A 25,227-nucleotide genomic window follows, 5' to 3' on the forward strand; every position below is an offset into this window, starting at 1 on the left:
CCGTTCCACAGGCCGACCCCGACCGGAGCGATGGCCGCGAGCGGAGCGATGGCCGCGACGAGAGCGAGGCCGAGCGCGCCGACCGGATGTGGGGCGAGCTCATCCAGGAGATCCGCGTCGCCCAGACGGGCGTACAGATCCTCTTCGGCTTCCTGCTCACGGTCGTGTTCACGCCGCGCTTCGTGGACCTGAGCCAGGCGAACGAGACGATCTACATCGTGACCGTCGTCCTCGGCGCCTGTGCCACGGGCGCCCTGATCGGACCGGTCTCCCTGCACCGCCTGGTCTCCGGTCGACGGGTCAAGACGCAGGCGGTGCGGTGGGCGTCCCGGCTGACGCTTGTCGGGCTGCTCCTGCTCTTCGCCACCATGATCGCCGCCCTGCTGCTGGTCCTGCGGGTGGCGACGCACGACCACTACGTGCCCTATCTGGTCGCGGGGGTGGCGGTCTGGTATGTCCTGTGCTGGTTCGTCCTGCCCCTGTGGACCCGGCACCGCCACACGGTCAAGTGACCGTCGGTCACAGCCCTGTTGACCGCCCGCTACCGGACCTGCCGAGCGTCCGCGTCCAGCGCGGCCAGCTGCCGGTCGTGCACCCGGCTCAGCACCAGAACCGAGACCGTGGCGCCGATCAGCGCGCAGAACATGTCCCATTGCGTGTCCCACACATCGCCCTGCGTGGCCAGGAAGGCGTCCGCCGCCTGCCCGCCGGTCACGGCGGCCAGCCACTCCAGCATCTCGAAGACGGCGCTGAAGGCGAGGCACGCGCACACGGTCAGCGGAGCGAGCCAGCGGCTGCCGCGCAGTGGTGACGTACGACTGAGCAACTCCCTTACCAGCAGGGCCGGTACGAAGCCCTGCATGAGGTGCCCGAAGCGGTCGTAGGGATTGCGGTCGAGGCCGAAGGTGTCCCGTACCCAGTCGCCCAAGGGCACTTCCGCGTACGTGTAGTGGCCGCCCACGGCCAGGACGAGCGCGTGCGCGGCGAGCAGGCAGCACAGCAGGTTCGTCAGCGGGAAACGCCGCCAGGTGAACACGATGAGTGGCAGCCCCACCAGGACCCACATCGTCTCCAGGAACCACGTCGTGGGGTCCTTCGCGCCCCAGGCCGACACGGCGAGGCCGACGGCCACGACGCCGGCGAGCACGGTGGGCAGGTGCCGGCGGGGGACGACGGTGGGGTGCGCGACGGTGGTCATGGGGGCTCCTCTTCGTGGGAGCCCCCATCGTGGCCGGGCGGCCGGGCGGCGGCATGAGTACGACTACTCAGCCCCGCCGGGTAGCGGAACCTCAGTTCTGCGCGCTGCGCAGGGCGGTGATGCAGGAGGTGATGGCCTGCTGGAGTTCCTCCAGGCGCTGGACCATGTCGTCCTCGACGAACTCCTGCACATCGTCGAAGGTCAGCTCCTCGAAGACCTTCGTGGCCTTCTGCAGGCTGCTGTAGAACTTCGTCCGCCGTTCCTGGACACGCAGTTCGGGATCGGCCTCCACGGCCTCGACGACGAGCGACTTCATGGTGTCGTAGGCCTCGGTGGCCCACTCGCCGGTGTCCTCGTCCTCCTCCAGCTCGTCGAGCAGCGACAGGTGCCGTTCGGCCTCCTGGCGCAGGTCGACGGGCGCGTCGATGGTCTGCCCGGCGGGCGTCTTGACCTGGCCCGACTCGGCGATCTGACGCACGTACCCGATCCGGTCGGCCGACCTGGACTCGGTGGCGACGGCCTTCTTGAGGTCGTCGGTGCGGACGACGTCGCGGGCCAACTCGGCCTGGAGCTCCGGGTCTTCGCGCACGCGGTCGAGGAGCGCCTGGCGGGCCGCGCGGGCCGTGGAGGGGTCGGCGAGGATCGCGGCGCGCAGCGCGGTCGGGTTCTCGGCGACCTCCAGCGCCTTCGTCGGGCGGATGCCCTCGGCCTCGGCGGCCTCGGTGATGGCGGTGCCCCGCTCGGAGGTGGCGCTGTTGCGGGAGACGTAGTAGGTGAGCCACAGGTCGGCGTCCGGCAACTCGACGTCCTGGCCCGGTTCGAGGGCCTCGAAGAGCGGGACGACACCGTCGTCGGCGGCGCGGTCCCAGGCCTTGTAGAAGCGCATGACGCGGTCGGCGGAGCAGCCGGCGAGCTCCGCGAACTCCTTCGCGGACACCTTCGGCGTCTCCTCCGCGCCCTGCCCGCCCGGCCGTACGCTGCGCGCCACCATCAGGCCGAAGGCCCAGCCGCCGGTCCGGGCGTAGACGCCGAACTCGCGCGCGTCCCGCGCCACGAGGTCGGACAGGGGCGCGGCGGACGTCTCGGACGGATCGATCGCTAGGGTCACGGATGACTCTCCTGTGCACGGCAGACGGGGGTGAAGCTGCAGACCGGAAGCCTAGCCGCACGCATGGCGACGGGTCGGCAGGCCTGGGCCTCGGCGCGCTCCTCAGGGAGGATCAGGCCTGGGCTTCGGCGTGCTCGGTCAGGGAGAACCAGGCCTGGGCTTCGGTGTGTTCCGTCAGGGAGGATGCCGTCATGAGTGATCGCTCGCTGCCCACCGGTACCCCCGCTGCCCAGGGCGTCGACGCCACCGGCGTCCACGCCTTCCTCGACGCCCTCGAAGCCGACCCCGCCATCGAGCCGCACAGCCTGATGATCATGAGGCGCGGTCGGCTGGTGGCGTCCGGCTGGTGGGCGCCGTACACGCCGCAACGTCCGCATCTCCTCTACTCGCTCAGCAAGAGCTTCACCTCGACGGCCGCCGCGCTCGCCGTCGGCGAGGGGCTGCTCCGCTTCGACGATCCGGTGATCTCGTACTTCCCGGAGTTCGAGGCCGACATCACCGACCCGCGCAGCCGTGCGATGCGGGTGCGGCACGTGGCGTCGATGGCCAGCGGGCACGAGGCCGAGACCCTGGAGCGGGCGATGGCCAACGACCGCGACGAACTCGTGCGCGGCTTCCTGCTGGTGCCGCCCGAGCGCGACCCGGGCACCGTCTTCGCCTACAACCAGCCCGCCACGTACACGCTCGCCGCGATCGTCCAGCGCGTGACCGGCCAGTCGTTGACGGACTATCTGCGTTCCCGGTTGCTCGACCGGATCGGCATCGGCGAGGTCGCGTGGCTGCGCGACCGGGCCGGCCGCGAGCTGGGCTTCAGCGGACTGCACGCCACGACCGACGCGATCGCCCGGCTCGGCCAGTTGTATCTGCAGGACGGTGTCTGGGAGGGCGAGCGGTTGCTGCCCGAGGGGTGGGTGGCCGAGGCCACGCGCCCGCACATCGACAACAGCTCCGGTACGCCCGAGGCGGCGCAGTCGGACTGGCAGCAGGGCTACGGCTACCAGTTCTGGAAGGCCCGGCACGGGTACCGCGGCGACGGGGCGTACGGGCAGTTCTGTGTGGTGCTGCCCGAGCACGATGCCGTGATCGCGACGACCGCGGCCACCGAGGAGATGCAGCGGGTGCTCGACCTGGCCTGGGAGCACCTGCTGCCGGCCTTCGGACCGGAGCCGCTGTCCGGCCGGGAGGCGGCGGACGAGGCCTTGGGGGAGCGGCTGGCGCTGCTCGCGCTGCCGCCGGTCCCGGGGAAGTCCGCGCCGCCGGAGCGGCACCGGGACTGGTCCGGCGCCGAGTTCACGCCCGACGGCGGTGTCTGTGCCGACCAGCCGAAGCTGACCGGCGTCGAGGTGACGGCCGACGCGGACGGCTGGGGGCTGAGTCTCACGGAGGACGGTCGCCGGCTGGATCTGCGGATCGGGGAAGCCGGTTGGGCCGTCGCCGAGGGGACGATGCCCACCGCGGTGAGCGGGGGATGGGCCGACGCGGACACCCTCGCGGTCGACGTGGTGTTCCTGGAGACGCCGCATCGCCTGGCGGTGACGTGCTCGCTGCCGCAGCGGACCTTTACGGCGAAGTGGCGTACGACCCCACTGCACAGCCCTCCGTTGCGCGCGATGCGGGCGCCCCGGCCGTCAGTCTGACGTCACCCGGAACGTCTTCAGGAAGGTGTCCAGCGCCTGCTGGTTGGCGGCGTCGTCCCAGTCGGCCGCCGGCGTCGTCCAGCGCAGCGAGAAGCCGCGCCCGCCGCCGAGGAGGAAACCGCGGCCGAAGGTCTGCACCTGCGTGCCGTCGACATCGGAGAGCCACTCCATGTCGGCGGCCTTGCGCCCCTGGTACGTCGTCGCCTCGATGTCCCCGATCCGCTCGAACCCGGCGGTCTGCTTCAGCACCGGCTCCACGTCGTCCCGCCACACCGCGACGGGATCCGGGCCGACGACCTCGCTGTAGGTCACGGCGAGCGTGCGCGGGTCGTCGTCCGCGCCGAAGGTCACGCGGACCGACTCGTCGCCACCGCGCTGGGTCTCCAGCCGCTTCCAGCCGGCGGGGAGGGCGACGGAGAAGCCTTCCGGCGCGGTGTAGCGGCGGAAACCGGCCGGCAGGCCCGTGGCCGATGCGGAGGCCGTGGGCGACGGGGAGGTTGAGGGCGATGTCGAGGGGGAGGCCGGCGGTGAGGTCTTCGGCGGTACCGACGGTTCCGACGGGGACGCGGGTGGCGCCGAGGCTCTGCCGTCGGTGCGCTCACCGGCCGCGGCGACGCCGGCCGAGGCGGACGGCCGGGTCGCCGAACCGGCCGCGGAGTCGTTGATGCCCGGGAGTTGATGGGTCGCGGCGAGCACGGCGACGGCGATCGTGCCCACGGCCAGGGCGGTGCCGACGGCCATGGAGGGCCGGCGCCAGCTCGGGACGGCGTGCACCGCGGCGACGTAGACATCCCGCAGCCCATGTCCCGAGCCGCTGCGCCGTGTCGCTTCCGGCTCCTCGGTGAGCACGCGGCTGAGGGCCTCACGGACCACCGGCCGGGTCAGCCGCTCCCTGGAGTTCTTGCGCAGCAGGCCCTGCACGGTCTGGGTGAGCGGGCCCGCCCGCACGGGGGCGCGCAGCGGAAGCTTGTCCACGCCCTTCAGCGTGGCGTCGGACCGGTCCCGGTCACGGAACGGCGGGCGCCCCTCGATCATCGTGTAGAGCATCGCGCCGAGGGCCCACAGGTCGGCCGCCGGGCCGATGCGGTCGTCGCGGGCCTGCTCGGGCGAGGCGTACGAGGGTGCGGTGAGCCGGGGCGCGAGGGTGGCCCCCGCCAGTCCGAAGCCGGTGACCACGATCGGCCCCCGGTCCTGGACGTACACCTGGCCAGGGCTCAGCTCGCCGTGCGTGATGCCCTCGCCGTGCGCGACCTCCAGCACGTCGAGCAGCTCCAGCGCGATGCGCGCGGCCCGCACGTAGTTGAACGGGCCCTGCTGTTCGAGGAGTTCGCTCAGCGGGGTGCCGTCGATCCATTCGGTGACCGTCCACAGGGCGCCGTTCTCCTCCACGGCGTCGACGACCGTCGCGACCCGGCCGGGGCACAGCTGCCCCATGGTCTCGGACATCCGGATGATGCGGACGGCGCGCGGCACGGCCTCCGGATCCGGATCGTCCGGGAGCCCGATCTGCGTGAGGAGATAAGGGCGTTGGGCTTCGACATCGTTGCCGTACCAGCACAGGCGATTCGTCTCGCGGTGGACGACATCGACGAGCCGGTACCTTCCGGCGACCAGCTCGTGCGTGAAGACGTGCGCCTTGACCATGGTCATCCCTCGCTGAACCCGGGTGTTCCCCTTTCCCAGAAGTACGGCAAGTGGGCCGGGGTATGTTCAAACATTCCTCGACCAAAGGGCGGCGGCTGCCTTTTGCTCATGCGGAGTTGGGTATTTCCATAGAGCCGATTGAGCCTGACGGATATTCAACTCGGCGGTAACGTGGGGGAATTCAGCGCAGCCCGAAGCGCTCCGCCCATGCGACCACGTCACCGGCCGTCGCGTTGCCCCCGCACACGACCAGTCCGATCCGCGCACTTTCGCCTACGCGGTCGACGACCCGCCGGGCGGCCGGCAACAGACATCCCGCGGCCGGCTCGGTCCACACCTTGGCGTGCTCGGCGAGTTCCAGAACGCCCCGCACCGCCTCCCGGTCGGACACCACGAACACCTCCTCGACCAGCGCGGAGACATGGTCGTACGTCAACTGCGACACGGAGGGCGCGCTGAGCGTGGTCACGATGGAGGACGGGTCGACCTGGACCGGGCCGCCCGCCGCCAGCGCCCGCGACATGGCCTCTGCGCCCTCGGTCTCCACGCCCCAGACCCGCACGCCCGGCCGCAGCGCCCGAAAAGCCGCCGCCACACCGGCGATCAGCCCGCCGCCCCCGATGCTGACGACGACGTCCGTGAGCTCACCGGCGTCGGCGGCGAACTCCAGCCCGACCGTGCCCTGTCCCGCGATGACCACGGCGTCGTCGAAGGGGTGGACCGGCGTCAGCCCCTCCGCAGGCAGCCGCGCCATGAGCGCGAACGCCTCGGCCATGCCCTCCGTCAGCCGCACCGACGCCCCGGCGGCCTGCGCGATCTCGATCGAGCGCGCGGGAGCCGTGCGCGGCATGATCACCGTGGCCTTCACGTCGAGCGCCGCGGCCATCACCGCGAGGGCGATCCCGTGGTTGCCGCCGCTGACCGCCACGACCCCGGCCGCCCGCTCCGCCTCGCTCAGCGAGAGCAGCTTCGCCGTGGCACCGCGCGCCTTGAAGGAGCCGGTGCGCTGCAGCAGTTCGAGCTTGGCGGTGACCGGAACGCCGAGCAGGTCGGACAGGCCCGGGCTCGGCACCGTGGGCGTGCGTACGACGTGTCCGGCGATCCGCTCGCCCGCGGCTTCGATGTCCGAGATCCCGATCAACGCAATCACCCTCCCGGCGCGGGGGTGAAGGTCCGCGCCGCTTGCACCCTGACTCGGTGAGTGGCCGCAGGTCAACACGGATTTCCCTACGGTGGTGAGGGCTGCCCGCCTTTGCTCGCGCGTCTCAGAGGTCGCGCCGTACGAGGAAGTCCAGCAGTGACCGAAGCTCGCCCACGGCCCGATCCGCCAGCGGGAGACCGGCCAGCGTCGTCTCCACGGCGGCGATGTGCCGCCGCGCCTCCGCCAGCGCCGCCGACCGGCCGCCCCCGGCCTCGATCAGGGAGGCCGCCTCCTCGATCGCGTCCCCGCGATCCAGCAACCCGGCCAGCCGACGGGACCCGGGACCCGGCGCGTCGAGCGCGGCCAGCACCGGGAACGTCTTCTTCCGCTCCCGGAGATCACCGTGGACGGGCTTGCCGGTGACCAGGGGATCGCCCCAGATGCCCAGCACGTCGTCCACGATCTGGAAGGCGATACCGAGATGCCGCCCGGCCCGGTCGAGGTCGGCGGCGACCGGGGGAGGCGCGCCGCCGAGCAGGGCGCCGAGTGCCGCCGCGCAGCCCAGCAGGGCGCCCGTCTTGTGCTCGGCCATCGTGCGGTACTCGTCGGGCCGCACCCGCCCCGGACCCGTCCACGGGCGGCCCGCGAACAGCAGGTCGTCCGCCTGCCCGCGCACCAGATCGCCCAGCGCCGCCGACAGCAGACGCAGCGCCCGCGGTCCGGCCGGAGTGGCGGCGAGCGTCTCGACGGCGAGCGCGAAGAGCGCGTCCCCGGCGAGGACCGCGGGACCGGTGCCGTACGCCTTCCACACGGTGGGGCGGCGGCGTCGGGACTGGTCGCCGTCCATGATGTCGTCGTGCAACAGGGAGAAGGCGTGCACCAGTTCCACCGCGACCGCCGCCGGTACCCCGTCCGCTCCGGGCGCGCCCGCGCCCTCGGCCGCCAGCACAGCGAGGGCCTGCCGCACCCCCTTGCCGCCGGAGGCGTCGGCCGGTGCTCCGCCCACCTCGCACCAGCCGAAGGAGTAGGCGGCCATCTCGCCCACCCAGGGGTGCATGCGCCCGACGGCCTCCGCGAGCGCGGGTCGCACCAAGGTCCGGCAGCGGTTGAGGACTTGGCGGACATCCGCCGGCGCCTGGAGCGTGGTCATCGCACGGCCTCCGCCCGGAGACCGAGCTCGACCTCGGCCCGTGCCACCATCTCCCTGGCGTGTCGCAGCCCGATCCGGTCCAACTCGCCGGCCAGTTCGGCCAGTTCGGCCGCCGTCTCGGCGCGGTCGCGGCCCAGTCGGGCCAGGGACTTGGCCAGCCCCAGACGCGCCAGCGCCTGCCCGCGTGGCTCGCTCATCGCCCGGAACTCCGCGAGCGCCTGTTCGTACAGATCGCGGGCCTCGGCGTAGCGCCCGGCCCGGTACAGGACGTTGCCGCGCATCTTGTGGTTGTAGGCCAGCGCGCTGGACAGCTTCATCGCCCGGCACGCCGTCTCCGCCTCCGACAGCAGCGTGAGCGCCCGCTCGGTGTCCCCGTCGCGTACGGAGACGATGTCGGCGAGGCCCCGCAGAGCCCAGGCGTGCCCGCGCCGGTCCTCTGCACCCGCCGCTATCTCGGCGGCCTCCTCGAAGAGGGCGTACGCCGTGTCGTAGGAACCGGTGTTGCGGTGGATCTGTGCGATGCCCTCCAGGGCCCATACCGTGTGCCGTGCCTCGCCGCGCCGTCGGGCCTCGGCCAGCAGTTGCTCGTGCAACCGGGCGACCGCGTCGTAGTCGCCCTGGATGCGGCCGGTCTCCGCCAGCCCCGCGAGGGAGTAGCCGCGGACGACGACATCGCCGCCCGACTTGCCCATCTCGGCTGCGAGTTGCAGCAGTCGGCGGGCCAACGGGAAGGCGCCCCGCTGTCGGGCGAGCGTGCCGCCGCTCCACAGCGCCCAGGCCATCGCCGCGATGTCCTCGGCCGCGCGAGCCGCACGGTAACTGGCCTTCCACGCCCGGTCGGCGTCCCCGATCTGCCCCAGCCGGCGGTGCGCCTCGGCGACGGCGAGCCCGGAACGGGCCGCCTCCCCGTGCTGCCCGGCCTTCTCCGCCTCTCTCAACTCCCGGGTGCCGGCGGCCAGTACGTCGGTCAGTGAGGAGTTCACGGACAGGGTGGTGAGGGCGCCTTGGTATTCCGGAGCGTGTGCCTTGCCGTACATGGATGCCTTTCGGTCCATATACACGATGCGTATACATCGAGCTATACATGCCTGCTCTACGCCCTGTGTATACACAGTGTGTATAGTGCGTCGAAAATAGGCCCTGGCCGGGAAGGCCAGGGCATCACCTGTTGTCGATCAAGACGCCACTTCCGCCGCCGGGGTTGCTTGTGCGACGTAGATCACTCGATGAGAGGTCAGTGCTGCTGAGCCTTCTGCGGGGTGGCCTCGCTGGGCCGCACGACGACGTACCCCTCGCCCTGGAGCATCAGCTGCACGGACTCGCCGGAGCCGCCGCGCAGCATCGAGCCGATGGACTGCGAGCGGTGCAGCGAGGTCCCCAGGCCCGCCGTCCAGCCGACGACCGCGTCCGTGTCGACGTACACCGGATACTGCGGTGAGACCGGGATGACCAGCGGATTGCCCTCGCACACCAGGCCCAACTTGCCCTGCCCGGTGAAGACGCTGTTGAACAGGCCGCCGCCGGCGATGCCCGCGCCCTTCACGGTCGAGATCCGGTACGACAACGAGGAGTCGAAGCACAGGACGTTGCGGCCGTTGACGGTGAACTCGTCGCCCGGATCGATGTCGACGACGAAACAGTTCTGCGCCTCGTGCGCGAACCACGCCTCGCCCTGTCCGCGCACCGCCATGAGCGGCAGGCCCTCACCGGTGACCGCGCGCTTGAGCATGCCGCCCACGCCCTGGCCCTTGCGTTCGAACTGCAGATTGCCGCGGTAGGCGATCATCGCGCCCTGGCGGGCGTGCATCTCGCCGTTCACCGCGTACTTGACGCACTTGGCGTTCTCGACGGTCATTCCCGGCTGGACGGCCGGCTGGACCATGCGCTCACTGGAAAACAGGTCACCCTTCATGCGGGCATCCTGGCCCGGACGGGTTGATTCCGCCAAGATCGTCGACGAGAACCTGACAAAACCGGGACGTTGCGGAGATCAGTGGCGGAGATCAGGCGCCGAAGAGTTGGGTCCAGTACGTGCCCGACGGGCCGCCGCCCGCGAAGCCGATCCCGATGTGGGTGAAGTCCGGTTTGAGGATGTTGGCGCGGTGGCCGGGACTGTTCATCCAGCCCTCCACGACCTCGGCGGGGGAGCGCTGACCGCACGCTATGTTCTCGCCGATCGTCCGGCGCCGGGAGCCCGCCCGGGCGGCCCGGTCCCAGGGCTGGCTGCCCTCCGGGGACGTGTGCGAGTAGAAGGCGCGGGCCACCATGTCCGCGCTGTGCGCCTGCGCGGCAGCGGTGAGGAGAGGGTCCGTGGCCAGCGAGGGCAGACCCGCCCTGGCGCGCTCCCTGTTGGTGAGGTCCACGACCTCGGCCGCCGTGCGGCTCAAGTCGCCGGGGGTGAGAGGCCGCGCCCACAGGGCGGTCCAGAACGTGTCGCCGGAGCGGCCGTCGGTGACGTACGCCAGACCGGCGTGGGTGAAGGCCGGGTCGGACAGGGTGCGCCGGGTCTGCTCCTCGCGCAGGCAGTAGTCGACGAACTCCGCGGGCGTGCGCGGACCGGAGACGAGGTGCTCGCCGATCGTCAGATACGTGTATCCCGTGGCGGTCACGCGTTGGTGGACGGAGACGCCGTCCCGGCCCTCGACACCGAGTTGCCCGGCCGCCGCCATCGCCGAGGCGTGGGCCCGTGCGGCGGACGTCAGCCGGGAGTCCAGGGCGACGGGTGGCGAACCGGCCGTGGCACGGGCGGGGTTGATCAGGCGGAGGAAACCGTCGGGGTCGGGGGTGGGGGAGGACGAGGGCTGTCCGGCGGGTGCGGTGGGTGGGTAGGCGCTTCGCGGTGCGGGTGGCGTGGAGTGACCGTGGGAAGCGGGCGATGGTGAGGGCCCGCGCGGAGCGGGAGGCTTGGCTCGGCCTCGGGACAGGTTCGGCATGGACCAGCGGCGAGCTGCCGTCGGCGAGGGCACCGGTGGTTCCGCCGCGTCGTCGGTGACGTCCACGCCGAAGTCGCGGGCGATGCCCGCCAGCCCGTCGGCGTACCCCTGGCCCAGGGCCCGTATCTTCCAGGCGCCGCCCCGCCGGTAGATCTCGGCGAGCAGCAGCACGGTCTCCTGTTGCGGGCGCGGTGGGGCGAAGCGGGCGAGTTGGCGGCCACCGGGGGCGGTGAGGTGGAGGGCGGGTGCCGGCAGGCTGCCGAGTGGGGTGCCGGGGTCGGCGGGGCTGACGACCACTGTGATCCTGGTCGCTCCGGGGCGCAGCCTCGGCGGGTCGACGGTCAGGGTGTCGCCGTCGAGGCGGGCTCCCGGGGCGGACGGCTGGTTGTAGAACACGAAGTCGCCGTCGCCCCGGACCTTGCCGCCGTCGTCCGTGATGAGTGCGGAGACGTCGAAGGGGCCGGGCACCCGGACGGTCACGGCACCGGCCGGGAGGGGCATGTTGCCGCCGGGGACCAACTCGGTCATCGCGCCGCCCTGATGTGTCGTCGTCCGTGCCCCCGTGGGGGTGTCGGCACCCTGATGGGGTTGCCAGATCAACGTCCGTCAGGGCACGTGGGGTTCCCTGCGGCGATCAGTTCCTGACCACGCCGGGCGCGACGTCCTCGTACCGCTCGGCGACCGTGACGGCACGCGACGACTTCGCCCGCTTCCCGCAGAACGCCGACTCCAGCGTGGCCAGCAGTGTGTTGAGCACCTCGCCGTTGTTGGAGGTGGTGGCGAGTGTCGCGAGGCTGCGCCTGCCGTCCTTGGAGGCGAAGGCGTACGTGTAGTAGCCCTGGACGGCGCCGGTGTGGCCGTAGACCGAGACCCCGCACGACAGGTCGCGGCGGCGCAGGCCGAGGCCGTACGCCTGGGTGCTGTTGACCGGGATCATGCGCTCCATCTGCTTCAGCCGGGCGGCCGAGGTGAGCCGGCCGCCGAGCAGGGCGGACAGGAAGGTGTCGAGGTCTCGGGTGCTGGAGATGATCGCGCCCGCGCTCTGCGCCCAGGAGGCGGTCTGTTCGGTCGCGTCGACCAGTGGGGCGCCGGCCCGGTCGGGGGTGAGGTAGCCCTTGGAGTGGCGGCCGGGGATCTTGGTGCCGGGGTGGAGGTAGAAGGTGTCGCGCAGCTTCAGGGGCTTGAAGATGCGCTTCTCGTACGCGGTCCGTACCCAGTGGCCCGTGAGCTTCTCGATGAGCAGGCCCGCGACGACGAAGTTGGTGTTGGAGTACGAGTAGGCCGCGCCCGGCTTGTTCGTGCGGGCGTGCCGCAGTGAGCGGTCCAGGAGTTGGCGGTAGGTGAAGACCTTGGTGCGGACCGCCTCGAAGCCGGGCACCGTCTTGGCGAACATGTCGTTCGTGTAGTCGTACAGACCGCTGCGGTGGCCCAGCACGTGCCGCACCGTGATGCGCCGGTCCGGGAGCAGGCCGGGCAGGTAGTGGTCGACGGAGGCGTCGAGGTCGAGCTTCTTCTCGTCGGCCAGTTGGAGGAGGACCACGGCCGAGAAGGTCTTGGTGACACTGCCGATGCGGAAACGGTCGGTGGTGGCCAGGGCCCGGCCGGTCGTGCGGTCGGCGACGCCCACGGCCGCTGTCCGCATGGTGCCGTGGTCGACGACGCGGGCCATGGCGCCGGGCGCGCCCTGCTGAACGGCCGTGCGCAGGACGCCCCTGAGGGCGGTGATGTCCGGTTTGGGGAGTGAGTTCGCCGACGCGGCTTGCGCCGGTACCGCGAGGAGGGACAGGGTGAGCGTCCCCAGGACCGCACCCTTGGCCAAGGATGCGATATCTGTCACATTCACGCGGTGCAACCTTCTTCCGTCGAGTCACATCTCCACAGGAGACGCACAGTTGGTCACTCGCTGATCACTGAGCGATGTGGGTTTGCAAAGTATTGCCATGGATCACGCTGAAAGCGATGATTTGGGCTTTACATGTCCATGACTCGTACATAAGGGTTTCGCCCGAGGGCCCGACCAGCCCTCGTGGCGTTCAACTACGCCACGCCTCAGGGCGGTTGGGGATCCCGGCCGCTCTGTCAGGAAGGAAACCCTCACCAGTGCGTAGACCGCACATACGCAGCGTGGCGGTCGCCGTCGCCGTGACGACGGCCGCCACGGGCCTCGCGGGTACCGCCTTCGCCGACCCCGCCGCGGGGGCGGGGTCCGCGACCGCCGCCGCCGAAAGCTCGACCGCGTCCGTGGTGGCCGCCGCCCGCGCCGCCGCGTTCGCCCACTCCTCGGCGACCGGCGTTCTGACCGGCGACGAACTCCAGGCCACGGACGTCCTGATCGACCCGGAAGGCGCGCGGCACGTCCGCTTCGCCCGGGCCCACCAGGGCATGCAGGTTCTCGGCGGCGACCTCGTCGTCCACCTCACCCGGCAGCTGAAGTACGCGGGCGTCACCCGCGCCGCCGACCACACGGTCAAGCCCGGCACCACCGACGCCAAGCTCACGACGGCGCAGGCCGAGCAGAAGGCCGCGTCGGTCGCCAAGGGCGATGCCGGCCCCGCCCAACTCGTGGTCGACGCGCGTGACGGCGCCTCCGCCCTCGCCTACCAGGTGCGGGTCAGCGACTCCGGCACCACCGAGGGCGGCGGCTCCAGCACCGTCGTCATCGACGCCGTGACCGGCAAGGTGCGCAGCAACACGCCCGACAGCGACGAGTTCCTCTCGCCCGAGCTGCTCGAAACGCTGCGCGAGCGGGGCGAGAAGCTCGACCCCCAGACCGGCATCGGCTCGCAGGCCGCGGGGCTCACCGCGGCGTCGGGCGCGGCCGCCGTCCACTACCCGCAGACGGTCACGGGCAGCGGCAAGTCGCTCTTCGTCGGCAAGGTCTCGCTGACCATCACCCGGACGGCCGCCAAGAAGTACCAGCTCAAGGACCCCAACCGGTACGGCACCGAGACCCGGGACGCCAAGGGTTCGTTCACGGAGAACTTCGCCCGCGGCTCGGCGGTCACCAACACCACGCCGACCTTCGGCAACGGCGCGGTCTCCAGCCGCAACAGCGCCGCCGTCGATGCCCAGTACGGCGTCACCAAGACCCTGGACTTCTACAAGAAGACCTTCAGTCGCAAGGGCATCGCGAACAACAGCAAGGCCGCCAAGGCGATGGTCCACTGGGGCACCGAGGTGGCCAACGCCTTCTGGGACCCCACCTGTGGCTGCATGCTCTACGGCGACGGTGACGGCGACATGTTCAAGAAGCCGCTCGTCGTCCTCGACGTCACCGGTCACGAGCTGACCCACGGCGTGGTGGACGCCACCGCCAAGCTGGAGCCCACGCGTGTCGACGCCGACGGCAACCAGTACGGCGAGCCGGGCTCGCTCAACGAGTCCCTCGCGGACATCTTCGGCTCGAACGTCGAGTTCTTCACCAACAACGCCAAGGACAAGCCGGACTACCTCATCGGCGAGAAGCTGGGCCTCGCCCAGAAGTTCCTGCGCCGCCTGGACCACCCCTCCCTCGACGTGCTCGAAGGCGCCATCGACTACTGGTCGCCGGCGGTCTACGACACCGAGGTGCACGCCGGTTCCGGTGTCTCCTCGCACGCGTACTACCTGCTCGCCGAGGGCAGTGGCCGCAAGACGATCGGTGGCGTCGCCTACGACTCGCCGACCTACAACGGCGCCACGGTCAAGGGCATCGGCCGTACCAAGGCCACGGCGATCTTCTACCGCGCCCTGACCCGCTACATGGTCTCCACGACCGACTTCCACGACGCGCGCGGCGCGACGCTGAAGGCCGCGAAGGACCTGTACGGGCTGAACAGCACCGAGTACCTGGCGGTCAACAAGGCCTGGGCCGGGGTCAACGTCACCCTGGCCAACACACCGGCCACCCACCGCTGACCTCAGAGATCAGAACTCAGAACCACTGATTCTCGACCTCCTGCGACACCGGGAACACGGTGTCGCAGGAGGGGCAGCGCGCCTCGCCGAAGACATACGTCAGGGCCCGGGCCACCTCCGCCTGGCCATGGGCGACCGCCTCGCCGTGCAGCCGCGCCCCCATGCCCGACAACTGCTCCGGTACCGCGGGCGTCAACTTCCCCCGGGATTCCGGGTCCTGGTCGCCCGCTCCGGGCACATAGTCCCCGACCGACACGAACGTCCCGTAGCCGCCGAAGGCGATGTACAGGCTCTCCTCGCACTCCGGGCACTCGAACTCGTACTCCTCGCTGTTCACCCCCGCCAGGGCCTCGGACCAGATGCCGGCGCCCTCGAAGGACAGGACGGACTGGAGAAGGTTCACGAAGAGCGGGGCCGTCGGGTCGGGGCCGGCCAGCAACTCGCGGGCGGTGGCGAGCAGTTCGTCGATCTCGCGCGCGTACAGCTCGCGGCGCGGGTCGTCCATGTCGTCGGCGATCACCCCGGCCATGACCACGGCCTGGAGGGGGCCGCCCGGCGCGCGTCCCCGCGCGATCTCGGTGAGCTGCGGCAGGGCCGCCCAACTCGCGTCGTACACCGATCCCTGATGGCACAGCGAGGACCACAGCGCGGTCCACACGTCGTCGTCCTCCGTGCCGCCGAGGCGCGCGAAGAGGCCGGGTATGTCCTCGGCCGAGCCGTAGGCGTGGGTCAGCTCGTGCCAGTCGATCGTCGTCATAGGGGCGATTGTGCGGCCCGGCACTGACATCGGCGCGATCGGTCGCCAACGATGCCGTCCCACCTGTCATTTGAAGGCCACTGCAGCCTCATAGTCAACCTTCAGGCGATTCCTGTTTCTTTTATTGACAGCGGAAATTAAGAGCCCTAAGTTCCGGGCCATGCGCTCCGCCCCACCCGCCGAAACGTTTCCGGCCCATACGCCGGCCGCGGCACAGATCTTCACCACGGTCCTGTCCCACGGCCCCCTGACCCGGCTCGACGCCGCGCGCCGGGCGGGGCTGTCGGCGGCGGCCGTGACCAAGGCGGTGCGTCCGTTGCTGGAGGCCGGGTACCTGGTGGAGACCCCGGACCAGGAGGCACGTCCGGCGCTCGGGCGGCCTGCGAGCCTGGTGCGGGTGGACGGCGGACGGGCGCTGTTCATCGGCGTGAAGGTCACCGCGGGTGAGCTCATCGGTGTACTGACCGACCTGCGTTGCCGCATCCGCATCGCCCGGCACGTTCCGGTCCCGGACCGGGCGACCGAGGCCGTGCTCACCTCGCTGGCCGAACTGGCGCGCGAACTGCTCGCCGAGGCCGAGGAACTGGGCGCCCCCGTCCTCGGTCTCGGGGTCGCGATCTCCGGCGACGTGGACCGCGCCGAAGGCGTCGTCCGCTACTCGCCCTTCCTCGACTGGCGGGACGTCCACCTCGCCGAACTCGCCGCCCTGACCACCGGATTGCCGGTCACCGTCGACAACGATGTCCGCGCGCTGACCGTCGCCGAGCAGTGGTTCGGCGCAGGGGCCGGACTGTCCGACTTCGCCGTCGTGACGGTGGGCGCGGGCATCGGCTGCGGGATCGTCGTGCACGGCCGGGTGATCTCCGGAGCGCACGGCGTGGCCGGCGAGATCGGCCATGTCACCGTCGACCCGGCCGGACCGCCCTGCCACTGCGGCAACCGCGGCTGCGTCGAGGCGATCGCGGGGGACGCCGCGATCATCCGACGGATCCGCGAGACCACGGGCCTCGAAGTCGCCGACTCCGCCGCGGCCGCGGCGCTCGCCCACCAGGGCGACGAGGGGGCACGTGAGGCGTACGCCAGAGCGGGGGAAGCGATCGGCCGCGGCATCGCCACCGTGGCCAACCTCCTCGGCCCCGAACGCGTGATCATCTCCGGCGAGGGACTCGCCGCCTACGACCTGTTCGCCGAGCAGATCCGCGAGGCGTTCACAGCCGCCGCATTCGGCTCCGCCGCACAGTGCGACGTACAGACCCGCCCGCTTCCGTTCGAGGAGTGGGCACGAGGGGCCGCCGCCACCGCGATCCAGTCCTTCATCACCCCGCACGACCAACGACAGAGCCGCTGATCCACCATCACCCTGGAGGTACGACCCATGCGGTCATCCTCGTACTCCGTCCTGCCCGCACGCGTCCTGAGAGCCACGGTGGTCCTGGCCCTGGCCGCTGGAGCCGTCTCCGCCGCACCCGCGGTCAGTGCCGAGGCCACCGCGCCCGCGGCTCCGGCCGCGACCACCGCGACCTCCCTCGCGGCCAAGCCCTACATGGGCTGGTCGAGTTGGAGCATGCAGTCGTCGAAGTACCCGGGGCTCAATCCGGACGGCGACTACAGCTATCTCACCGAGGCGAACGTCACCAAGCAGACCGACGCCCTGGCGAGCAAGCTGAAGAAGTTCGGCTACGAGTACGTCAACATCGACGCGGGCTGGTGGCGCGACAACTCCTGGAAGCCCGAGTACGACCAGTACGGCCGCCAGAAGGCCGACCCCAAGCGCTTCCCCAGCGGTATGAAGGCCGTCGCCGACCGCATCCACTCCAAGGGTCTGAAGGCCGGCATCTACCTCCCGGCAGGCCTGGAGAAGGAGGCCTACAACGACGGCAAGACGCCGATCTGGAACGCCGACGGCTGCACCACCGCCGACATCGTCTACAGCGACCTGCGCACCACCAACGGCTGGGACAGCTCGTACAAGCTGGACTTCTCCCGGCCCTGCACCCAGAAGTACATAGACTCCCAGGCGCAGTTGATCGCCGGCTGGGGCTACGACTTCCTCAAGCTCGACGGCGTCGGCCCCGGTTCGGGCAAGAGCGGTGACCAGTACGACAACGTCGCCGACGTGGCCGCCTGGAACAAGGCGATCCCCGAGACCGGGCGCGCCATCCACCTCGAACTGTCCTGGTCCCTGGACATCGGGCACGCCGCCGACTGGAAGAAGTACTCGCAGGGCTGGCGCATCGACACGGACGTCGAGTGCTACTGCAACACCCTCGTCAGCTGGGAGAACTCCGTCGACGACCGCTGGGACGACGCTCCCGGCTGGACCGACAAGGCGGGCCCCGGCGGCTGGAACGACCTCGACTCCCTGGACGTCGGCAACGGTGAGATGGACGGCCTGACCAAGGCCGAGCGGCAGAGCTACGCCACCCTGTGGGCCGTGGCCAAGTCCCCGCTGTACACCGGCGACGACCTGACGAAGCTCGACTCCTACGGTCTGTCCCTGCTGACCAACAAGGAAGTCATCGCCCTCAACCAGGGCAGCACCCCGCCGGCCCGCCCGATCACCCCGTCCGACGCGCAGCAGGTGTGGGCCGCGAAGAACGCCGACGGCAGCTACACCGTCGCGCTGTTCAACCTCGCCGACAAGCCCTCGTCCGTCTCCGCGAACTGGGCCACCCTCGGCTTCACCGGCAAGGCCGCCGTCCGTGACCTGTGGAACCACGAGAACCTCGGCACCTACAAGGACAAGGTCACCCAGGCCCTGCCCGCCCACGGCTCCCGCCTGTTCACCGTCACCCCGCACGGCAGCACGCTCGCCTTCACCGGCTACGAGGCCGAGGCCACGGCGAACACCCTGTCCGGCAACGCCGTCGTCGCCGCCTGCTCCGCCTGCTCCGACGGCAAGAAGGTCGGCAACCTCTACGTCGGCGGCAAGCTCACCATCAACGACGTCGTCGTCGCCAAGGCCGGTACCTACCAGGTGAAGGTCGCCTACGTCAGCGGTGACGCCCGCTCGGCCCGTGTCTCCGCCAACGGCGGCGGTGCCGTCAGCCACAAGTTCCCGTCGACCGGGGACTGGGGAACCGTCGGGACGGTCAGCGTGCCGGTGACCCTCAAGGCCGGCTCCAACACGATCATCTTCGACAGCGGCGACAGCTACGCGCCGGACATCGACCGCATCGACGTCCCCAAGTCGTCCTGAACGAGCCACCAGGAGCCGCAATGAACACCGAACCGTCCCGCATGCTGCCCAGACGCGATCTGCTCGCCATCGCCACCGCGACCGGCGCCCTGGCCGCCCTCCCGACCTTCACCGCCTCGGCCGCACCGCAGCGCCCCGACGCCTCGGCCGACGACAACTCGGCCTACGGCGCGAGCGGTTCGCTGAACACGCTGTGGTGGCAGGCCCCCGCCGACGACAGCTCCATGATCGAGCAGGGTCTGCCCGTCGGCAACGGCCGCCTCGGCGCCCTGGCGAGCAACGACCCGGGCCACGAGGTCCTCCTCGTCACCGACGCCACGATCTGGACCGGCGGCCTCAACGGCACTCTCGACTCCGACGGTCAATTCCCCTACGGCCGCGAGGACTTCGGGTCCCTGACCCTGCTCGCCCGGCTCACCGTCGACATCCCCGACCACGACCTGGGCGCCGTCTCCGGCTACCGCCGCACCCTCGACCTCGACCGGGGCGTGGTGGCCGCCTCCTACGTCCGCTCGGGGGTGACGTACCGGCGGGAGGTCTTCTCCAGCAGTCCCGACGACGCGATCGTCCTCCACTTCTCCCAGAGCGGAGGCGGACGCTACACCGGCACGGTCACGCTGGAGGGGACGCACGGCGAGGCCGCCGCGACCTCCTTCGGCGCCAAGTTCGCCAACGGCCTGAAGTACGGGGCCGCCGTCACCGCCTACGGCAGCGGCGGCCGGGTCACCGTGCACGGGTCGCACATCGAGTTCTCCGGGTGCAAGGACCTGACCGTCGTGGTGAGCGGCGGCAGCAACTACGCCCCGGACGCCGCCCGCGGCTTCCGCGACCCCAAGCTCGACCCGCAGAAGCTCGCCCGCACCAAGGTCCGCGCCGCCGCCGAACACTCGGCCGCGACGCTGCTGCGCACCCATGTCGCCGACTACCGGGCCGCGTTCGGCACGTTCGGCCTCTCGCTCGGCAGGTCGTCCGACGACCAGCGCGCGCTGGACACCTGGGAGCGGATCCAGGCCCGCCACACGACCGGCGACCCCGACCCCGAACTCGAAGCCGCCTACGTCCAGTTCGGCCGCTACCTCATGGTCTCCGGCTCGCGCGGCAGTCTGCCGATGGGCCTCCAGGGCCTGTGGCTGGACGGCAACGACCCGGACTGGATGGGCGATTACCACACCGACATCAACATCCAGATGAACTACTGGATGGCCGACCGGGTGGGCCTGTCCTCGTGTTTCGACGCCTTCACCGACTACTGCGTCGACCAGTTGTCGTCCTGGACCGACCTCACCCACCGGCTGTTCCAGGACTCCCGCAACCGTTTCCGCAACTCCAGCGGGAAGGTCGCCGGCTGGACCGTCGCCTTCTCCACCAACCCCTATGGCGGAAACGGCTGGTGGTGGCACCCGGCGGGCAACGCCTGGCTGAGCAACAGCCTCTGGGAGCACTACGAGTTCACGCACTCCCGCACCCACCTGCAGAAGATCTACCCCCTCCTGAAGGGCGCCTGCGAGTTCTGGGAGGCGCGGCTGATCACCACCACCCTGGACAACGGGAAGGAGGTACTGGTCGCGGACCACGACTGGTCGCCGGAGCACGGTCCGCAGGACGGCAAGGGCAACACCTACGCCCAGGAGGTGGTGTGGACCCTGTTCGGCAACTACGCCGCCGCTTCGGCGGAGTTGAAGCGGGACAGCGCGTACGCGGGTACGATTTCGGGTCTGCGCAGGCGTCTGTACCTGCCCGAGGTGAGCCCGAAGTCCGGCTGGCTGGAGGAGTGGATGTCGCCCGACAACCTCGGCGAGACCACCCACCGCCACCTGTCCCCGCTGATCAACCTGTTCCCGGGCGACCGCATCCGCCCCGACGGCTCCACGCCGAAGGACATCGTCGACGGCGCCACCGCCCTGCTCACCGCGCGCGGCATGAACAGCTTCGGCTGGGCCAACGCCTGGCGCAGCCTGTGCTGGGCCCGCCTCAAGGACTCGGACAAGGCCTACCAGCTGATCGTCAACAACCTCCGCCCGTCGGAGAACGGCACCAACGGCACCGCCTTCAACCTCTTCGACATCTACGAGGTGGAACAGGGCCGCGGCATCTTCCAGATCGAGGCCAACTTCGGCACCCCGGCCGCCGTGACCGAGATGCTCCTGTACTCCCGCCCCGGCCATCTGGAGCTCCTGCCGGCCCTGCCGGACGCCTGGGCCGAGTCCGGCTCGATCACCGGGGCCGGCGCCCGGGGCGGCTTCGTCGTCGACCTGCGCTGGAAGAACGGCAAGCCCACCGAGGCGAAGATCCGCAGCGTCGGCGGACGCACGACGACCGTCGCCTACGCCGGCAAGACCCGCACGGTGACCGTCAAGCCGGGAGGATCCGTGACGCTGAAGGACTTCGCCCGGTGATCGCCCGCACCGCGAGAGCCGGTCGGCTCGCCGCGCTCCTGCTGCTGGCCGGCGCCGTCCAGGCGGTGCCGGTGCAGCAGGCGTCCGCCGATCAGCCCGCGTTCGCCGTCGTGGGCGCTCCGGCCGACCGGCGCGACGTCGTCACCTGGGGCGCGAGCGCCGACCGGATGGGCGACGGCGTGGCCGACCGGGCCTACCGGCTCGTCGTGCACACCAGCGTCGGGGGCACCGGCCTGCGCATCCGGCTCTCCAACGCCTTCGGGGACCGGCCGCTCACCTTCGACAGCGTCTACGCCGGCACCCAGAAGAGCGGCGCCGAACTGGTCGCCGGCTCCAACCGGCCGGTGACCTTCGAGGGCGCGCGCTCCGTGACGGTCCCCGCCGGGTCCGTCGTCCTCAGCGACCCGCTGCCCGGCCGGGTCCCCGCCGCGACGAACCTGGTCGTCAGCATCCACAGCCCGGACGCGGCGGGCCCTGCCACCGGCCACGGCATGGCCATGCAGACCAACTACTACACCCAGGGCGACCACACCGCGGAGGCCGGCGCCGCCAACTGGAGCGCGACGACCGGCTCCTGGGCCTACCTCGACTCCGTCTCCGTACGACCGTCCACGGGCACTTCGGCCGTCGTCACGCTCGGCGACTCCATCACCGACGGCTGGCAGTCCACCACCGACCTCAACCGCCGGTGGCCGGACTACCTGGCCCGGCGCCTGCAGAAGGCGGGCACCGAGATCCAGGGCGTCGCCAACGAGGGCATCTCAGGCAACAAGGTGCTCGCGGACGGCGCCGGGCAGAGCGCCCTGAACCGGCTGGAGCGCGATGTCCTGTCCCAGCCGGGAGTCCGTACGGTGTTCCTCTTCGAGGGCGTCAACGACCTCAAGGCACATTCCGGCGTCACCGCGCAGGACCTGATCGCCGGTTACCAGGAGATCGCGCGGCGGGCGCACGCCGCCGGGAAGTGTGTCGTCGGCGCGACGGTCGCCCCCTTCAAGGGCTGGTCGGAGTGGGACCAGGCCGGCGAGGCGGTCCGTCAGGAGGTCAACGCGTACATCCGCGACAGCACCGACTTCGACGGCTACACCGACTTCGACCACATCCTGCGCAGTCCCTACGACCAGGAGCGGATGCTGCCCTTCTTCGACGGCGGCGACCACATCCACCCCAACGACAAGGGGATGGCGGCGATGGCCGACGCGGTCGATCTCAAGGGGCTGGGCTGCTGATGAGGCCTTCGCGATAGGCGATCGCCACCGCCTCCGTGCGGCTCGCGGCGCTCAGTTTGGCGAGGATGTTGGACACGTGGACGCTGGCCGTCTTGCCGGTGATGAACAACTCCTCGCCGATCTGACGGTTGCTGCGGCCGCGCGCGAGGAGCCGCAGGACGTCCTGCTCGCGGGCGGTCAGCGGTGAGGTGCGGCTGTGGTCGGCCGGGGTGTCCCCGAGCCGGCCGCGCCGGACCAGGGCGTCGATCCGCTCCAACAGGGGCCTCGCGCCCAGCCGTTCGGCCACCGCTCTCGCCTCGCGGGCCTGGACGGCCGCCTCGTCGCGCCGGTCGGCCGCGAGCAGGGCCTCGGCGAACCGGGCCTGACAGCGCGCCCGTTCGTACACGTCACCGAAGTCGAACGCGGTGACCGCCTTCTCCCAGGCCGCCGCGTCCGGCCCGGACACGACCCGCGTCCACTCCGCTTCGGCACGGGCCAGCCACGCCAGTCCCTCGGGGCCCTGCGGGGAGCCGTCCTCGCTGCGCAGGGCCATCGTGCGGGCCAGTTCGACCAGTTCGTCCGCGGTCTCCTTCCACCGCTGCGACGCGTCGCCGGACGACCGCAGCTCCACCGCCGCGTCGGCGACCGCGGTCAGCGCGAGGGTGGCGAGCCGGACCGTGACGTCGGGACGGTTGCCGGCGTCGTCGCTCAGCGCGGCGACCGTCACCCGCAACCGCTCCACGGCCCCCTCCGGATCGCCGCGCAGCACGGCGGCCTCCGTCAGGGCGACGCCCGCGACCAGCGTGGCCATCCAGTCGAAGTGCCCCTCCAGCAAGGCCCGGGCCCGGTCGGCGGCGCTCAGGTCGCCCCGGGCCAGCGCCACGTACAGCGCGGGCCCGCCCGCGTACCCGCCCGCCCCCGGCAACACCTCGGCGTCCGCCTTCGCGGCCCGGGCACACTCGTCCCAGTGCCCCAGCGTGTAGAGCACGAGCAGATGCAGATACCGCATCTCCAGCGGATACGGCGACGACAGCAACCCCGCCCGCCGGGCCCGGTCCAGGCCCTCGGTCACCCAGGGCAGCGAGCCCTCCAGGTCACCGGACTCGAAGGAGCCCACGGCGAGATTGAACAGGGCACGCATCTCCACCGGCATGTTCCCCGCGCGCCTCGCCAGCTCCCGGGCCTCCTTGAGCCGCTCCCGGCCCTCGGGGGTGCGACGGCCACCGCCCTCCAGGGTGGCCAGCGAGACGAGGAGGTCTGCCTGCGCGTCCGTCACCTGCAACTGCTCGGCCACGCCCAGGGCCTGTCGGGCCACCTTCAGCGCCGTCTCGTTCTCCCCGACCTGCCGGGCCGCCATCACATGGGTGGCCGCCGCCCACACCCAGGTCCGGGTCGGCGGATCCGCGGGGATCATGGCGAGCGCCTCGCTGCTGTAGCCGAACGCGGCCGTCAGACTGTCGACGCCCAGCAGATTGCCGGCCAGCGTGTACCGCACCCGGGCGGCGAGTTCGGAGTCCGCGTCCTGGCCGATGCCCGCGAGCGCGGACCGGGTGAGGGACACCGCGCGGTGCGCCTGCCCGGCGTGCGCGGCCGCCGCCGAGGCGCGCAGCGTGAGCGTGACCCGGTCGACGCCGTCGCCCGCGGGCCGGGCCGTGGGATCCACCACCGCCCACAGATCGAGGGCGGTTTCGAGATGTCGTAGCACCTCGGCGGGCGCGCCCACCCGCTGGGCGTGGTCGGCGGCCTCCAGCGAGGCGGCCAGCGCCTCCGCCAGCTCGTGGCTCTCGCGGTAGTGGTGGGCGCGCTCCGCCGCGCTCTCGGCGGGATGGCCGCGGCCTGCCAGCAGCCGGGCGAACGCGCCGTGCAGCCGCGACCGCTCGCCCGGCAGCAGGTCGGCGTAGACCGCCTCCCGGGCCAGCGCGTGCCGGAAGGTGTACGTGTCACCGGCGCCGGAGACCAGGAGCTGACGGCTGATCGCCTCACGCAGCGCCGACTCCAGCTCGTCCTCCGGGAGCCCGACCGCGTCGCGCAGCAGGTCGTGCTCGACGCGCCGTCCGGCGACGGCGGCGGTGCGCAGCACCTGCTGGGCGGTGTCGGTGAGTTGCTCGAAGCGGATGAGCAGGACGTCGGCCAGGCCGCTGGGCACCCCGTCCGCCGCCGTGTCCGTGGCCGCGACCAACTCCTCCGCGTAGAACGCGTTGCCCTCGGCGCGCTCCACGATCCCGCGGACCGTGGCCTCCGGCAGCGGACGGTCCTCCAGCGCGCGCACCAGCCGGGCCACCTCGGCGTCGGCCATGGGCCGCAGTTCGAGCCGCTCGACCGCAGGGAGGCGCACCAGCTCGGCCAGGAGCGGGCGCAGCGGGTGGCGGCGGTGCAGGTCGTCCGCGCGGTACGACGCGAACACCGCGAGCCGGTGGGTGGGCGTGCCGCCCGCCGGCCGCTGCAGGATGCCGCGGCTGAGCAGGAACCGCAGCAGGTCCCGGGAGGACTGGTCGGCCCAGTGCAGGTCCTCCAGGACCAGCAGCAGCGGAGCCACGTCCGCGAGGTCGGCCAGGAGCCCCGCCATGCCCTCGAAGAGCTGGAGCCGCCCTCCCACGTCCCGCGCGGTGTCCGTCCCCGCGCCCAGCAGCCGGTCGACCACCGGATGCGCGGTCAGGACGCCCGCGAACCGCTCGTCGGCCGCGAGCACTCCGAGCACTTCGGTGAACGGCAGATAGGGCAGACCGACGTCACCGAGATCGACGCAGTGACCGGTCAGCACCGTCATCCCGGCCCCGGCGGCCCGTACGGCGAGCTCGTCCAGCACGCGCGTCTTGCCCACACCGGCGTCCCCGGCGAGCAGCACGGCCTGGGCCTGGCCGCCGCGGGCTCGCTCAAGTACGCCGGCGAGTCGGGCGACCTCGTCGTCCCGGCCGATCAGCGGTGCGGTGAATACGGTCTGCGGCACGGATCCATCCTGGCA

At 71.4% G+C, this 25,227-nt stretch carries 18 protein-coding genes; 7 read left to right on the forward strand and 11 right to left on the reverse strand.

Going from position 1 to position 25,227, the window contains the following annotated elements:
- Window positions 1-86 precede the first annotated feature (86 nt).
- Window positions 87-512, forward strand: coding sequence for a DUF6328 family protein (locus M2283_RS41180; protein WP_280881734.1), 426 nt, complete (start codon window positions 87-89; stop codon window positions 510-512).
- Window positions 513-541: 29 nt separating this feature from the next.
- Here M2283_RS41180 and M2283_RS41185 read toward each other — a convergent pair whose 3' ends face one another.
- Both M2283_RS41185 and M2283_RS41190 read right to left on the reverse strand, forming a co-directional pair.
- Window positions 542-1,198, reverse strand: a complete 657-nt coding sequence (locus M2283_RS41185) for a DUF2238 domain-containing protein (protein WP_280881677.1) — start codon at window positions 1,196-1,198, stop codon at window positions 542-544.
- A gap of 91 nt (window positions 1,199-1,289) precedes the next feature.
- Window positions 1,290-2,306, reverse strand: coding sequence for a hypothetical protein (locus M2283_RS41190; RefSeq protein WP_280881678.1), 1,017 nt, complete (start codon window positions 2,304-2,306; stop codon window positions 1,290-1,292).
- Between the two features lie 191 nt (window positions 2,307-2,497).
- On the opposite strand from M2283_RS41190, the gene M2283_RS41195 reads away from it, so the two are divergent.
- Window positions 2,498-3,943, forward strand: coding sequence for a serine hydrolase domain-containing protein (locus M2283_RS41195; protein WP_280881679.1), 1,446 nt, complete (start codon window positions 2,498-2,500; stop codon window positions 3,941-3,943).
- On the opposite strand, the gene M2283_RS41200 is transcribed toward M2283_RS41195, so the two are convergent.
- From M2283_RS41200 to M2283_RS41230, 7 genes are all read right to left on the reverse strand, one after another.
- Window positions 3,935-5,593, reverse strand: a complete 1,659-nt coding sequence (locus tag M2283_RS41200) for a serine/threonine protein kinase (protein WP_280881680.1) — start codon at window positions 5,591-5,593, stop codon at window positions 3,935-3,937. The genes M2283_RS41195 and M2283_RS41200 overlap by 9 nt on opposite strands.
- A gap of 175 nt (window positions 5,594-5,768) precedes the next feature.
- Window positions 5,769-6,728 (reverse strand): threonine/serine dehydratase, encoded by a 960-nt coding sequence (locus M2283_RS41205; RefSeq protein ID WP_280881681.1) that lies wholly within the window; start codon window positions 6,726-6,728, stop codon window positions 5,769-5,771.
- A gap of 124 nt (window positions 6,729-6,852) precedes the next feature.
- Window positions 6,853-7,878 (reverse strand): polyprenyl synthetase family protein, encoded by a 1,026-nt coding sequence (locus M2283_RS41210; RefSeq protein WP_280881682.1) that lies wholly within the window; start codon window positions 7,876-7,878, stop codon window positions 6,853-6,855.
- The gene (locus M2283_RS41215; protein WP_280881735.1) at window positions 7,875-8,915 is read right to left on the reverse strand and encodes a tetratricopeptide repeat protein; all 1,041 of its coding nucleotides are present in this window, start codon (window positions 8,913-8,915) and stop codon (window positions 7,875-7,877) included. The genes M2283_RS41210 and M2283_RS41215 overlap by 4 nt, the downstream gene beginning before the upstream one ends.
- Window positions 8,916-9,112: 197 nt before the next feature.
- Complete coding sequence (locus tag M2283_RS41220; protein WP_280881683.1) at window positions 9,113-9,790, reverse strand: AIM24 family protein; 678 nt, start codon at window positions 9,788-9,790, stop codon at window positions 9,113-9,115.
- A gap of 91 nt (window positions 9,791-9,881) precedes the next feature.
- Entirely contained in the window at window positions 9,882-11,339 is a 1,458-nt protein-coding gene (locus tag M2283_RS41225) for a CAP domain-containing protein (RefSeq protein WP_280881684.1), read from the reverse strand.
- A 106-nt stretch (window positions 11,340-11,445) separates the two neighbouring features.
- Window positions 11,446-12,630, reverse strand: a complete 1,185-nt coding sequence (locus M2283_RS41230; protein WP_280881736.1) for a serine hydrolase domain-containing protein — start codon at window positions 12,628-12,630, stop codon at window positions 11,446-11,448.
- Window positions 12,631-12,911: 281 nt separating this feature from the next.
- Here M2283_RS41230 and M2283_RS41235 point away from each other — a divergent pair, with 281 nt between their 5' ends.
- The gene (locus M2283_RS41235; RefSeq protein WP_280881685.1) at window positions 12,912-14,708 is read left to right on the forward strand and encodes a M4 family metallopeptidase; all 1,797 of its coding nucleotides are present in this window, start codon (window positions 12,912-12,914) and stop codon (window positions 14,706-14,708) included.
- A 16-nt stretch (window positions 14,709-14,724) separates the two neighbouring features.
- Here M2283_RS41235 and M2283_RS41240 read toward each other — a convergent pair whose 3' ends face one another.
- Window positions 14,725-15,465 (reverse strand): hypothetical protein, encoded by a 741-nt coding sequence (locus M2283_RS41240; RefSeq protein ID WP_280881686.1) that lies wholly within the window; start codon window positions 15,463-15,465, stop codon window positions 14,725-14,727.
- Window positions 15,466-15,625: 160 nt separating this feature from the next.
- Between M2283_RS41240 and M2283_RS41245 the strand changes: the two genes are divergently transcribed.
- From M2283_RS41245 to M2283_RS41260, 4 genes are read left to right on the forward strand one after another with little or no spacing between them, the layout of a single operon-like run.
- Window positions 15,626-16,813, forward strand: coding sequence for an ROK family transcriptional regulator (locus tag M2283_RS41245; RefSeq protein WP_280881687.1), 1,188 nt, complete (start codon window positions 15,626-15,628; stop codon window positions 16,811-16,813).
- A 27-nt stretch (window positions 16,814-16,840) separates the two neighbouring features.
- On the forward strand, window positions 16,841-18,664 hold the full coding sequence (locus tag M2283_RS41250) for an alpha-galactosidase D (protein WP_280881688.1): 1,824 nt from the start codon (window positions 16,841-16,843) through the stop codon (window positions 18,662-18,664).
- Between the two features lie 20 nt (window positions 18,665-18,684).
- Window positions 18,685-21,060, forward strand: a complete 2,376-nt coding sequence (locus tag M2283_RS41255) for a glycosyl hydrolase family 95 catalytic domain-containing protein (protein WP_280881689.1) — start codon at window positions 18,685-18,687, stop codon at window positions 21,058-21,060.
- Window positions 21,057-22,286: an SGNH/GDSL hydrolase family protein gene (locus M2283_RS41260; RefSeq protein ID WP_280881690.1), complete on the forward strand. Its 1,230-nt coding sequence runs from the start codon at window positions 21,057-21,059 to the stop codon at window positions 22,284-22,286. Before M2283_RS41255 ends, M2283_RS41260 begins: the two co-directional genes overlap by 4 nt.
- Here the strand turns inward: M2283_RS41260 and M2283_RS41265 are convergent.
- Window positions 22,267-25,212, reverse strand: a complete 2,946-nt coding sequence (locus M2283_RS41265; protein WP_280881691.1) for a helix-turn-helix transcriptional regulator — start codon at window positions 25,210-25,212, stop codon at window positions 22,267-22,269. The genes M2283_RS41260 and M2283_RS41265 overlap by 20 nt on opposite strands.
- Window positions 25,213-25,227: the final 15 nt, after the last annotated feature.

This window comes from Streptomyces pseudovenezuelae (assembly GCF_029892565.1).
In the GTDB taxonomy this organism is placed as follows: domain Bacteria; phylum Actinomycetota; class Actinomycetes; order Streptomycetales; family Streptomycetaceae; genus Streptomyces; species Streptomyces pseudovenezuelae_A.

Excerpts from the sequence above, each read along its gene's own strand:
- M2283_RS41180 (WP_280881734.1), top strand. The coding sequence starts at position 87 with ATGTGGGGCGAGCTCATCCAGGAGATCCGCGTCGCCCAGACGGGCGTA.
- M2283_RS41185 (WP_280881677.1), bottom strand. The coding sequence starts at position 1,198 with ATGACCACCGTCGCGCACCCCACCGTCGTCCCCCGCCGGCACCTGCCC.
- M2283_RS41195 (WP_280881679.1), top strand. The coding sequence starts at position 2,498 with ATGAGTGATCGCTCGCTGCCCACCGGTACCCCCGCTGCCCAGGGCGTC.
- M2283_RS41200 (WP_280881680.1), bottom strand. The coding sequence starts at position 5,593 with ATGACCATGGTCAAGGCGCACGTCTTCACGCACGAGCTGGTCGCCGGA.
- M2283_RS41210 (WP_280881682.1), bottom strand. The coding sequence starts at position 7,878 with ATGACCACGCTCCAGGCGCCGGCGGATGTCCGCCAAGTCCTCAACCGC.
- M2283_RS41215 (WP_280881735.1), bottom strand. The coding sequence starts at position 8,915 with ATGTACGGCAAGGCACACGCTCCGGAATACCAAGGCGCCCTCACCACC.
- M2283_RS41220 (WP_280881683.1), bottom strand. The coding sequence starts at position 9,790 with ATGAAGGGTGACCTGTTTTCCAGTGAGCGCATGGTCCAGCCGGCCGTC.
- M2283_RS41225 (WP_280881684.1), bottom strand. The coding sequence starts at position 11,339 with ATGACCGAGTTGGTCCCCGGCGGCAACATGCCCCTCCCGGCCGGTGCC.
- M2283_RS41240 (WP_280881686.1), bottom strand. The coding sequence starts at position 15,465 with ATGACGACGATCGACTGGCACGAGCTGACCCACGCCTACGGCTCGGCC.
- M2283_RS41245 (WP_280881687.1), top strand. The coding sequence starts at position 15,626 with ATGCGCTCCGCCCCACCCGCCGAAACGTTTCCGGCCCATACGCCGGCC.
- M2283_RS41250 (WP_280881688.1), top strand. The coding sequence starts at position 16,841 with ATGCGGTCATCCTCGTACTCCGTCCTGCCCGCACGCGTCCTGAGAGCC.
- M2283_RS41255 (WP_280881689.1), top strand. The coding sequence starts at position 18,685 with ATGAACACCGAACCGTCCCGCATGCTGCCCAGACGCGATCTGCTCGCC.